10 protein-coding genes are annotated in these 12,126 nt (G+C 32.1%); 5 read left to right on the top strand and 5 right to left on the bottom strand.

What is annotated here, in order from left to right; translation table 11 throughout:
• Positions 1–185 precede the first annotated feature (185 nt).
• On the top strand, positions 186–2,195 hold the full coding sequence (locus FA048_RS19340; RefSeq protein WP_169306910.1) for a response regulator: 2,010 nt from the start codon (positions 186–188) through the stop codon (positions 2,193–2,195).
• 112 nt (positions 2,196–2,307) lie between these two features.
• The gene (locus FA048_RS19335) at positions 2,308–3,561 is read left to right on the top strand and encodes an anthranilate synthase component I family protein (protein WP_136844256.1); all 1,254 of its coding nucleotides are present in this window, start codon (positions 2,308–2,310) and stop codon (positions 3,559–3,561) included.
• A 50-nt stretch (positions 3,562–3,611) separates the two neighbouring features.
• Here FA048_RS19335 and FA048_RS19330 read toward each other — a convergent pair whose 3' ends face one another.
• From FA048_RS19330 to FA048_RS19315, 4 genes are all read right to left on the bottom strand, one after another.
• Positions 3,612–4,442, bottom strand: a complete 831-nt coding sequence (locus FA048_RS19330) for a M48 family metallopeptidase (protein WP_136844254.1) — start codon at positions 4,440–4,442, stop codon at positions 3,612–3,614.
• A gap of 74 nt (positions 4,443–4,516) precedes the next feature.
• Positions 4,517–5,164: a glycerol-3-phosphate 1-O-acyltransferase PlsY gene (gene plsY, locus FA048_RS19325; RefSeq protein ID WP_136844252.1), complete on the bottom strand. Its 648-nt coding sequence runs from the start codon at positions 5,162–5,164 to the stop codon at positions 4,517–4,519.
• A 53-nt stretch (positions 5,165–5,217) separates the two neighbouring features.
• Complete coding sequence (gene nadC / locus FA048_RS19320) at positions 5,218–6,060, bottom strand: carboxylating nicotinate-nucleotide diphosphorylase (protein WP_136844250.1); 843 nt, start codon at positions 6,058–6,060, stop codon at positions 5,218–5,220.
• Between the two features lie 44 nt (positions 6,061–6,104).
• Positions 6,105–6,509 (bottom strand): DUF4783 domain-containing protein, encoded by a 405-nt coding sequence (locus FA048_RS19315; RefSeq protein WP_225872584.1) that lies wholly within the window; start codon positions 6,507–6,509, stop codon positions 6,105–6,107.
• A gap of 134 nt (positions 6,510–6,643) precedes the next feature.
• On the opposite strand from FA048_RS19315, the gene gpmI reads away from it, so the two are divergent.
• The gene (gene gpmI / locus FA048_RS19310; RefSeq protein ID WP_136844248.1) at positions 6,644–8,164 is read left to right on the top strand and encodes a 2,3-bisphosphoglycerate-independent phosphoglycerate mutase; all 1,521 of its coding nucleotides are present in this window, start codon (positions 6,644–6,646) and stop codon (positions 8,162–8,164) included.
• Between the two features lie 26 nt (positions 8,165–8,190).
• Complete coding sequence (locus tag FA048_RS19305; RefSeq protein WP_136844246.1) at positions 8,191–8,685, top strand: hypothetical protein; 495 nt, start codon at positions 8,191–8,193, stop codon at positions 8,683–8,685.
• Positions 8,686–8,737: 52 nt separating this feature from the next.
• Here FA048_RS19305 and FA048_RS19300 read toward each other — a convergent pair whose 3' ends face one another.
• Complete coding sequence (locus FA048_RS19300) at positions 8,738–9,361, bottom strand: tetratricopeptide repeat protein (protein WP_136844244.1); 624 nt, start codon at positions 9,359–9,361, stop codon at positions 8,738–8,740.
• Between the two features lie 290 nt (positions 9,362–9,651).
• Between FA048_RS19300 and lon the strand changes: the two genes are divergently transcribed.
• The gene (lon, locus tag FA048_RS19295) at positions 9,652–12,126 is read left to right on the top strand and encodes an endopeptidase La (RefSeq protein WP_136844242.1); all 2,475 of its coding nucleotides are present in this window, start codon (positions 9,652–9,654) and stop codon (positions 12,124–12,126) included.

Genomic DNA, 12,126 nt, shown 5'->3' with positions numbered 1-12,126 from the left:
TTAAAATCAAGGGGATTTCTTTTTAAATAGTTTAACTTAGGCAGAAACCTATTGTTTTATCTATTATATTTATCCCCCTAAAGTATCCTTAATTAATGCGAATTCTCTCAAGTCTAAATACTTATTATCGGCTGCTGCTATTAATTTTAGGCACCACTGGCCTATTTTTTATACTCTATTTTTGCTTGTATTTTTATATATTAAGGCAAGAAAAACAGGTTTATGCTACAGCATCTAAGGAATATGAAAATGAGGTAAATTCAATTTTCACATTAAATTCTAAAACACATACGGCCGTAATTGTAGATGTAACTTTTTGGGATGAGCTTGTAACTTTTGTTAAAACCAAAAATCAGAAATGGTATAAAGAATATATTGAAAGCCAATTTTCTACATATGAAGCTGATTATATTGGGATTTATGATTTAAAAAATAAGCTAATTGCAAAAACTACATCAGTCAATTTAAATAGTATTGGAGAAATCCCTCAATATGTACTAGATAAGCTATACAAGGATAAGCTAGTTAGGTATTACCAAAAAGTACCTGAAGGAGTATTGGAGGTTTTTGGCGCAACTATACATCCTTCTGATGATCTTCATAAGGATAAGACAAAACCATCAGGGTATTTTTTTATGTCGAGGATTTTAGATAAAAAATTCGTTGAAGATTTAGAAAAAATAACAAGTTCCAAAATTAGTGTAACTGATAATTTTCAATATAATGAAGATGAAAAAAAAGCAATTTATGTTAGCTTAAATTTAAATGACTTACAGGACAAGTTAGTTTCTAATATTGTATTTGAGAGGTCGTTTCATCTAAATTCTGTAACCACAAAAAAAATATTGGCAATTATCATTATTGCGACAATAATTAACCTAATCATTTATCTATATTATTATAGAAGATGGGTTTATAAACCTATTAATCTAATTACTAATATTTTAGAGACCAGAGATGAAAAATCAATGGTTAGCTTAGGGAGCATTAGAGGAGAGTTTACCCACATTAGTAATCTTTTCGAAGAAAATAATAACCAGCGAAAAGAACTTGAAATTGCAAAGAGAAAAGCTGAAGAAGGTGACAAATTAAAATCATCATTTTTAGCTAACCTATCTCATGAAATTAGAACCCCAATGAATGCAATTATGGGTTTTAGCGACCTATTACTGGATCCTAATCTAAATCAAAAAGATAAATCAGATTATCTGAAAATTATAAGAAATAGCGGCAAGAATTTAACTTCTATCATAGAAGATTTACTTGAAATGTCTAAAATCGATTCAACCCAAATTACACCCAATTATAAACCTGTAGATTTAGATAAATGTGTTTCTGAATTGTACAAAACAATAAAAATTACACAACATAATAATATAAATTTCTCTATTCAAGAGGATTTAATAAAGCCAAAGAAAAAAATACTAACAGATGAAATAAAGCTAAAACAAATTCTAACCAACTTGATTACAAATGCTTTAAAATTCACAAAAAAGGGTTATGTAACGGTTGGCTATAATATAGATGAACCTAATGCCACCTTACAATTATGGGTAGAAGATTCAGGTTTAGGTATAGATAATGATAATTTAAAAATTATTTTTGAACGTTTCAGAAGAGTTGAAGATGAATTTTCTATTCAAACAAGTGGATTAGGATTAGGCTTATCAATTACAAAAGCTTATGTTGAATTGCTTGACGGAACAATCGATGTAAAATCGACACCAGGAGTAGGCTCTAAATTTTCATTTACAATCCCTCTAAAATATGATGAAAGTGAGGTTGATTTTTGCGCAATCGAAAACACTTCAAAAATTAATATCTCAGGTAACCAATCCATTTTAATTGCTGAAGATGACGATATTAATTTCATGCTTTTGCAAAGAATATTACAATTAAAAAATTACAAAATATTAAGGGCAGTAAATGGAAAAGAAGCGGTAGAAATCTGTGAAGCCAATAAGAATATTGACTTGATATTTATGGACATTAAAATGCCAATAATGGATGGTTTTGAAGCTTTTAGATTGATTAGAGCATTTAACCAACATATACCAATAATTGCAAATACAGCTTACTCATCCATAGAAGATAAGGAAAAAATTAATAAGGCAGGCTTTACCAATTATGTTTCCAAACCATTAAATAAAGATCAGATTTTTGACCTGTTAAATGGTCTTTTTATGGCTAACTAACCAAACTATTGATTGGTTCAGATTTATCCAGTAAACTAAGAATAACAAATAAGCATAAAAATAAACATTTAAAGCTTTGCTAAAACACATTTACTTACCTTTGCCGTAGTAAATGAACTGCACTCCAATTGACATCTTAAAACAAAAAACTTTGCAATGGGCATCAAATTTTGATGTGTATTGCTGTTTAGATTCTAATAATTACAAAGACATTTACAGTAATTACGACTGTTTAGTAGCTATTGGCGCAAAACAAGAGCTTACTACAAATTACGGAAATGCTTTTGCCGATCTTAAATCATTCTATGAAGACCATAAAGATTGGATGTTTGGGTTATTGAGCTATGAACTTAAAAATGAATTAGAAGATTTAATTACAAATCATTCAGATAAACTAGATTTTCCAGATTTATATTTCTTTATCCCTGAATATATAATCGCACTCCAAAATGACAATATCCATATTTTAAAAGGGGATTCTTCTATAATTGAAGAAATTAAAAAGGTTAATTTAGACAGCAAATTTGTAGAGTTAGAGGTAAAAGTTCAAAGTCGTTTTGATAAAAAATCATATATCGAAACAGTAGAAAACTTGCAAACCCATATTAAACGCGGCAACATTTATGAAGTTAATTTTTGCCAAGAATTCTTTGCAGAAAATGCTATAATAAATCCATTAGCGGTATATCAGGAACTAAATTCTTTATCTCCAACGCCATTTGCAGGTTTCTTTAAAATCCAAGATAAATATATATTATCAGCTACACCTGAAAGGTTTTTATGTAAACGAGACAATAGATTAATTTCTCAACCAATTAAAGGCACGGCAAAAAGAAGTGCCAACAAAGTTGAAGATGAACAAATTAAAATCAACCTAAAATCTAGCATTAAAGAACAAGCAGAAAATGTAATGATTGTAGACTTGGTAAGAAATGATTTAACGAAAAGTGCCGTAAAAGGATCTGTAAAAGTTGATGAATTATTTGGAATTTATACCTTTCCACAGGTACATCAAATGATATCTACCATCAGCTGTGAATTAGACCCCACTGTTCACTTCATCGATGCAATAAAAAATACTTTCCCAATGGGATCTATGACGGGGGCGCCAAAAATAAAGGCAATGAAACTTATTGATACTTATGAGAAAAGCAAAAGAGGTGCTTTTTCTGGGTCATTTGGTTGTATTTCTCCTAATGGAGATTTCGATTTTAATGTAATTATAAGAACTATACTATATAATGAAACTCAAAAGTATTTATCATTTCAGGTTGGTGGAGCAATAACATATGCTGCAAATGCAGAAGAAGAGTATGAAGAATGCTTATTAAAAGCATCTGCGATTATGAGAGTTTTAGGGCAATAAAAAAGGAGAAATTGCTTTCTCCTTTTCAGTATAATTTCGATTTATTAAGCTTATCTACCTTTATAGTATTTCATAGCTGCTGGTAAATCCTTTTGAATTTGTGCAATTCTAGATTGATCTGTAGGGTGAGTGCTTAAGAATACTGGTGGTTTAGCACTTCCTGAACTTGCTTGCGCCATTCTCTGCCAAAATGATATTGCACTAGTTGGATTGTACCCTGCCATTGCCATAAAAGATAAACCCATTTTATCTGCCTCTAATTCTTGTTGTCTAGAATTAGGCAAAATATAACCTGCTTGAGCACCTAACCCAAATAATTGATTAATTGTAGCTTGTGAATTTTCTGAAGCACCACTTGCGCCTGCTCCTACTGCAACTGCAACACTACCTAATTGAGCTAAATTAGATTTTGATGCTCTTTCTAAAGAGTGTTGAGCAATTGCATGTGCAATCTCATGTCCCATAACCGTAGCTAAGCCAGCTTCATCTTTAGTGATAGGTAAAATACCAGTATAAACTGCAACTTTTCCGCCAGGCATACACCAAGCATTTATTTCAGGACTTTCAATTAAATTAAATTCCCATTTATAACCTTTTATTTGTTCTCCATAACCATTTTGGTTCATATACTGATTTACAGCAGCCGAAATTTTTGCTCCAACTCTTTTTATCATTTGAGTATTAGCAGAACTATTAGAAACTACTTTTGTACTTGGGCTACTTAATAATTGAGAATACCCAATTGCTGCTTGTTGTTCTAATTGCGCTGCACTTACCCCAAACGTAGAATATTTTCGCCCTGTTAAAGGTACAGTAGAAGTAGAACACGAGGATATTGCCAACATACTTGTTGCAATTCCTAAAATCATCATTTTTTTCATTAGAGTTTTGTTTTTTACCATCGTTAATCTAAATCATAACAAACATATTGATAGATAGTTTGCAGGTTTAGATTTTAGTTTTGTTTTTTCTTAAACAGGTAAACTTTAGATTCTTTGCCTTTGAGTAGTCTTTCTAAATTCTTTTGATGGGTTACCAATATCAATAAACAAACACATATTCCATATAATACTTCTGATTTTACAGAAGTTTGTAATATAAATACTGTTCCTATTGGGAATGCAAAACCAGCACATATTGAGCTAAGAGAAACATATTTTGTAACCAATAAAACTACCACAAAAACCAGAACACAAATAATAGCTGCTTGGTAGTTAACTGCTAAAATCATTCCAAAAAGAGTAGCTACACCTTTTCCCCCTCGAAAGCCAGCAAAAACAGGAAACAAATGTCCCATTACTGCTATCACTCCCAGTGCCAATTGGTAGTTAACAAATTGTGTTGAATTTTGTGGGCCTGTTACAGATAGACCGATAAAGTAGGCCAGATTACATGCGGTATATCCTTTAAAAATATCAATTAACATTACAGCAATTCCAGGTTTTTTACCTAAAACTCTAAATGTATTAGTGGCCCCAGCATTGCCGCTACCATATTCTCTTACGTCTACGCCATAAAATGCTTGGCCTAGCCAAACCGCAGTTGGAATAGAACCGAAAAGATATGCAGCAATTAAAGCTGAAATGGAATAGATCGAAATCATGACCTACAATAATACTAAAAAAATCAGATTCGAGAAGGTAGAATTTTCAGGCATTAGAAAGCTTTTAAACTTAAATCTAAACTTTTTACAGAATGCGTTAATGCACCCATAGATATGTAATCAACTCCACACTTAGCATATTCAGTTACATTTTCTTCTACAATTCCTCCAGATGCTTCAGTTATGAATTTTCCATTTATTAATTCAACTGCTTGCTTAAGTAGCGGCAATTCAAAATTGTCTAGCATAATTCTATCTACGTTTCCTTGAACCAAAACTTGATTTAATTCATCTAAATTTCTTACTTCAATTTCTATGGCAAGATTCTTTCCTTTTTCTTTCAAGTAATTGTTAGCAGCTGTAATGGCATTTGAAATACCGCCTGCATAATCAACATGATTATCTTTAATTAAAATCATATCGTACAATCCAATCCTATGATTAACTCCACCACCTATTTTAACAGCCCATTTTTCTAAATATCTTAGCCCTGGAGTAGTTTTGCGTGTATCTAAAACTTTAGTTTTATAAGGCTTTAAAAGCTCAACAATGCGATTTGTTTTTGTGGCGATACCACTCATCCTTTGCATACAATTAAGCACCAATCGCTCAGCAAGTAAAATTGCATGGGTACTCCCTTCTACTGTAAAGGCAATATCTCCATACTTAACCGAGTCACCATCTTTTAAGATTACATTTATTACTAAACCAGAATCTATCTGATTGAAGATTTCTAGAGCAAGTTCTACACCTGCTAAGATGCCATCTTCTTTAACAATTAATTTAGCTTTACCTTGGGTATTTGCAGGTATGGTAGAAAGTGAGGTATGATCCCCATCGCCAACATCTTCAGCAATGGCATTTTTAATGAATAGGTCGACTAATTTTTTATCCAAAACAGTAATTTTATTTCAAAACTAGCAAATTATGGCTTAAAATACTATTCCTTATCTTGTTCTATTCTTAATTCACTGATTAAGAAATTGTTACTTGGCTTTGTTAATTTCAAAGTAATGGTTACCCTGAATTTTCCATTTTTTGTATTTAAAGAAAGGATGCCCAATCTATAGTTAGGGCTATTACTTAGGCGATGGATAATTGTTGATTTATTTGGAGGATTTTTTACAAAAAAATCTTTTAAAATTTGTTCAGATTGTGCTTTACTGTATACATCTTCTTGATCAATAATGATTAGTTCTACAGACGCAGCAAAATTTTTAGCTATTTCTTTCGAGTTTCCAGTTCTAAATTGCACAGATAAATCGTCGATTATATCGGCCTGTAAGGCGTTATTCGAAGGAAAATGCAGCAGCAAGAGCAATAACGCAAGTAACGGTTTCATCATGTGTATTATAAAACTACCTTTTTCAAGCGAAAATTATGCCATTTATAAATCATTAAGTTTAAAAACCTTCCTTTAAAACACTAATTGGTTTATATTTGCATTAGAAAATCACTTCATCATACCATATAAATTTAATGAAAGCTAAAAAACTTGTATTGCTAATTCTTGATGGCTGGGGCTACGGAAAAAAGGATAAATCTGATGCTGCTTACGCTGCTAACACACCCTTTTTCGATTCGATGTTAAAAAAATATCCCAATTCTAAACTAGAGGCATCTGGAGAAGCGGTAGGATTACCAGCAGGTCAAATGGGTAATTCTGAAGTTGGACACATGAATCTAGGTGCTGGAAGAGTTGTTTACCAAGAGCTTGGAAGAATTAATAAAGCCATTACAGATAGGACTTTGCACAATAATGAGATTTTAGTAAATGCCTTTAATTATGCAAAAGCAAACAATAAAGCGGTTCATTTTATTGGATTAGTTTCTAATGGTGGTGTTCATGCACATATAGAACACTTGAAAGCCTTATGCGATGCTGCAAATGAAAAAGGATTAAAAGATGTATTTATACATGCATTTTTAGACGGAAGAGATACAGATCCTAATTCTGGATTAGGGTTTATTTCTGATTTAAATCATTATCTAAAAACTTCAACTGGCAAAATTGCAAGTTTAATTGGGCGTTACTACGCAATGGATAGAGATAACCGTTGGGAACGTGTAAAATTGGCTTATGATGTAATGGTAAATGGTATTGGTGAAAAAGCTAATAATACTGAAGATGCTATTAGAAAATCATACAGCGAAGGTATTACCGATGAATTTACAAAACCTTTTGTAATTACCAATGAAATTAATGAGCCTATAGCAACAATTAAAGCTGATGATGTAGTTATTTGTTTCAACTATAGAACTGATAGAGGAAGAGAAATAACCGCAGCCTTAAGCCAAGTTGATCATCCAGATTTTGGAATGAGAAAACTGCCTTTATATTATGTAACAATGACTACATACGATGAAAGTTTTGCTAATGTTCAGGTTGTTTTTACAAAAGATGATTTATCTAACACATTAGGAGAAGTTTTAGAGGCTAACCATAAAAATCAAATTCGCATTGCAGAGACAGAAAAGTATCCTCACGTAACTTTCTTCTTCTCTGGAGGAAGGGAAAAAGAATTTGAAAATGAAAAAAGGATTTTAGTGCCTTCTCCAAAAGTTGCTACTTACGATTTGCAACCTGAAATGAGTGCCGCTGGAATTACAGAAGCAATTACTAAAGAATTAGCAGCTGGTTGGCCAGATTTTGTATGTTTAAACTTTGCAAATCCGGATATGGTTGGTCATACAGGAGTTTTTGATGCTGTTGTAAAAGCTGTAGAAACTGCTGATTTTTGCGCAGAGAAAGTAGTAACTACTGGCATCGCAAATGGTTATTCTTTTATCATTTTGGCGGATCACGGTAACTCTGAGTTTATGCTTAACAATGATGGTTCTGCAAATACAGCTCATACCACTAATTTAGTTCCTTGTATTTTAATTGATGAAGATTTTAAGCACATCACTGATGGAAAATTAGGTGATGTTGCGCCAACTATTTTAAAGATCATGGGAATTGAAATTCCGGAAATAATGACGGGAAATTGTTTGGTATAATGAGAATTGGATTGATTTTCTTATTGATGATTTTTATTTCCGCTTGTAATTACGGCGATCATATTAAGGAACATCCTGTTTATTTCGATCTCGAAACCTATTTTAAACAGGAAGCAGTACGGTTAGCGAAAAAGAATCAACCAATCGATAAAACGGTTATAATTAACGGAAAAGCGGAGCAAAAGAAATTAATCATTAATAACTGGGAACAAGAATTTAATTCTTTTATAGATGCTGACATTAATAAAGCATCATGGAAGGGCTCTTTTATTTTCACAAAATCAGATCAATTAGAAATCTACACATCTAATAGCAAAAAAATACCTGTAAAAAAAATAGAGATTGCTTACGTAAATGAAAAAGTTAAGTCAATTAGGGTTTTCATTGTAAATACAAATGATCTGTACACTTCAAAAGATAGCCTAACTTATTATCCAGATAGTTTATATGAGATAAAGAAAACTCAAAAAATAAAATTGATGGATGGAAAACAATACCAAGTCATTGGAAAATTTAAATAAAAAAGGTCTCGATTTCATCAATCGAGACCTTTTTTATTACTATTATGAATGTCTATTTAAGACTTGTTATTTGTGCTTTAACATAGTCAATCAAAGAAAGTATATCTTTTCTTCCAGGTTGCACAGTTAATACTTTCTGGAAATCTGAAATTGAATTATTGAAGATGGTTACACACAAAGCCTTTTCAGTAGCTTTTTTGATTTTATAAGATTTAAAAATTGCGTAATCTTTATAAGCAATACCTCTATTCTGTAGTATTTGAATGTCTTCTTCACCATTAATCTCAATAGCTTTGGTGAAATCTTTAAGGGCTGAAGTATAAAAACTTTCTCTCATTTGATTTAAAGATTCTTTAGGCGCATTTGCAACATTTAATCTAGCCTTTCCTCTATAATAATATGCAGAATAATCTGTAGGCTTTAAAGCAATTAAGCGACTATAGGCAGAAATTGAGTTCTCATAATCACCACATTGGTAATAAGAATACCCTAACATTTTCAACACAGTAGCATTGGCCTGACCAGCATCTGCCTTTTCTAACTGTACAACAGCACCTTTATAATCACTTTTCATAAAAGCTTGCGTACCCATCTTTTCAAAATTTCCTTGAGCATAAGATGTTGCAGTAATAGAAGTGACAAATAGTAATAAAAATGACTTTTTAAAATAACTCATTAAGCGTTTTTTTAATTAAAATTACAAATGTTAATTGAATTAAGAGTTTACCTGTAACGTTGGCACTAATATACAACTATCATACCATTTGTAAATTATAAGGTTAACGTTAAAATAAGTTAAATATGATATCAGCTATTATTTTTTTCAATGCTGACTTTTTAACATACTAACTATGTAATTATACTTTTGGCACAGGAGTTGAAATTATAGCAATTAATACATAATTAATACTTTTTTATTGGCAATGCTGTCACATTGTCGTTTTATATATTTAAAGGCCCTACTTAATGAGTAAACAAGATCACTTCGATTTTAGTCAAGCACTACCAATTATAAATGAAGATACAGAGTTCTTTCCCTTAATGTCTCAGCAAGACGAAGATGAAATGAACAGTGAAGAAACTCCAGAAATACTTGCCATTTTACCACTTAGAAATACAGTTTTATTTCCTGGAGTTGTTATTCCTATTACCGTAGGTAGAGATAAATCTATCAAACTGATAAAAGAAGCATATAAAGGTGATAAAATTATTGGCGTTGTTTCCCAACGTGATGTTTCAATAGAAGATCCAACTTTTGAACAGCTAAATAGCGTTGGTACTGTAGCGCAAATTATTAAAATGCTACAAATGCCCGATGGAAATACAACCGTTATCATCCAAGGTAAACAACGTTTTCAATTGGTAGAAGAAGTGCAATCAGAGCCTTACATCAAGGTTATCATTGCAAAATTCGCAGAATCAAAGCATAAAGTTGATAAAGAATTTAAAACATTAGTGGCATCAATTAAAGAGATGTCATCACAAATCATTCAACTCTCCCCAAATATTCCAAGTGAAGCTGGTATTGCCTTAAAAAATATAGAAAGCACTTCTTTCTTAATCAATTTCATCTCATCTAACATGAATGCAGATGTTTCAGATAAGCAGAAAATGTTAGAAATGGGCAATTTGCGTAAACGTGCTGAAATGGTAATGGAGCTTTTAACCACTGAATTACAGATGTTAGAGCTTAAAAGCCAAATTCAAAGTAAAGTTCGCACAGATCTAGATAAACAACAACGTGATTATTTCTTAAATGCGCAGCTTAAAACTATTCAAGAAGAATTAGGTGGCAATTCATCAGATTTAGAATACGATGCCTTATTGCTTCGTGCTAAAAAGAAAAAATGGGCAAAACCAGTTGCTGATCATTTTGCTAAAGAGTTAGAAAAATTAGGCAGAATGAATCCCCAAGCACCGGATTATTCAATACAAATGAATTATTTGGAATTATTGCTTGATTTGCCTTGGGGCGACTTTACTAAAGATAATTTCGATTTAAAACGTGCTCAGCGTATTTTAGATAAAGATCATTTTGGCCTTGAAAAAGTTAAACAACGCATTATAGAATATCTAGCTGTCTTGAAGTTAAAAAAAGACATGAAGGCACCTATTTTATGCTTAGTTGGCCCTCCAGGAGTTGGAAAAACATCATTAGGGAAATCTATTGCCAAGGCTATTAATCGCAAATATGTACGCATGGCTTTAGGTGGTATTAGAGATGAAGCCGAAATCCGTGGTCACAGAAAAACATATATTGGAGCAATGCCTGGCCGAATAATTCAATCTATTAAAAAAGCAGGCGCAGCAAACCCTGTTTTTGTATTAGATGAAATTGATAAAGTAGGCTCTGATTTTAGAGGCGATCCATCATCAGCTTTGCTAGAAGTATTAGATCCAGAGCAAAACAATGCTTTTAATGATCATTATGTAGAAGCAGATTACGATTTGTCTAACGTATTATTTATAGCAACAGCCAACTCTTTAAGCTCCATACAACCTGCGCTTTTAGACCGTATGGAAATTATTGAAGTAAATGGCTATACAATTGAAGAGAAGATAGAAATTGCCAAAAAATATCTGTTGCCTAAACAAAAAGAGCAACACGGATTGCAAAATAAAGATATCACTTTAAAAAATTCTTTAATTGAAAAAGTAATCGAAGATTATACGCGTGAGAGCGGTGTACGTGGATTAGAGAAAAAAATTGGCTCTTTGGTTCGTGGTATTGCAACTAAGATTGCAATGGAAGAAACCTACGAATCGGCTTTACAAATTAGCGATGTTGAACGTATTTTAGGAGCTCCTATTTACGATAAAGACGCGTATGAAGGCAATGAGGTTGCAGGTGTTGTAACTGGTTTAGCTTGGACTTCTGTTGGTGGCGATATTTTATTTATTGAGGCAAGTTTAAGTCCAGGTAAGGGAAAATTAACTTTAACTGGTAACCTTGGTGATGTAATGAAAGAATCTGCTATTATTGCTTTGGCTTATATTAGGGCACATGCTAGTTTATTCGGCATAGACAATGCTTTATTTGATCAGTTCGACATCCATATTCATGTTCCAGCTGGCGCAACTCCTAAAGATGGTCCATCTGCAGGTATAACTATGCTAACTGCCTTAACATCTGCATTTACACAACGTAAGGTAAAATCTAATTTAGCCATGACAGGTGAGATTACACTTCGTGGAAAAGTTTTACCAGTAGGCGGCATCAAAGAAAAAATATTAGCTGCAAAAAGAGCAAATATTAAAGAAATCATTCTTTGTAAATCTAACAGAAAAGATATTTTAGAGATTAAAGAAGATTATATTAAAGATCTTAAATTTCATTATGTTACCGAAATGAAAGAAGTAGTAGACTTGGCATTAATGAAGGACAAGGTAAAAAATGCGCAAGATTTAACCATCAGAATTAACCCACTTTCAAAAGACTAA

The organism is Pedobacter polaris, assembly GCF_005116505.1.
GTDB lineage: Bacteria > Bacteroidota > Bacteroidia > Sphingobacteriales > Sphingobacteriaceae > Pedobacter > Pedobacter polaris.
Note: the sequence above shows the minus strand (reverse complement) of the source record. Positions and strands in the feature narration are given on the sequence as shown.

Coding starts and splice junctions, on each gene's coding strand:
- FA048_RS19335 (WP_136844256.1), top strand. CDS start 2,308: ATGAACTGCACTCCAATTGACATCTTAAAACAAAAAACTTTGCAATGG.
- FA048_RS19330 (WP_136844254.1), bottom strand. CDS start 4,442: ATGAAAAAAATGATGATTTTAGGAATTGCAACAAGTATGTTGGCAATA.
- plsY (WP_136844252.1), bottom strand. CDS start 5,164: ATGATTTCGATCTATTCCATTTCAGCTTTAATTGCTGCATATCTTTTC.
- FA048_RS19315 (WP_225872584.1), bottom strand. CDS start 6,509: ATGATGAAACCGTTACTTGCGTTATTGCTCTTGCTGCTGCATTTTCCT.
- gpmI (WP_136844248.1), top strand. CDS start 6,644: ATGAAAGCTAAAAAACTTGTATTGCTAATTCTTGATGGCTGGGGCTAC.
- FA048_RS19305 (WP_136844246.1), top strand. CDS start 8,191: ATGATTTTTATTTCCGCTTGTAATTACGGCGATCATATTAAGGAACAT.
- FA048_RS19300 (WP_136844244.1), bottom strand. CDS start 9,361: ATGAGTTATTTTAAAAAGTCATTTTTATTACTATTTGTCACTTCTATT.
- lon (WP_136844242.1), top strand. CDS start 9,652: ATGAGTAAACAAGATCACTTCGATTTTAGTCAAGCACTACCAATTATA.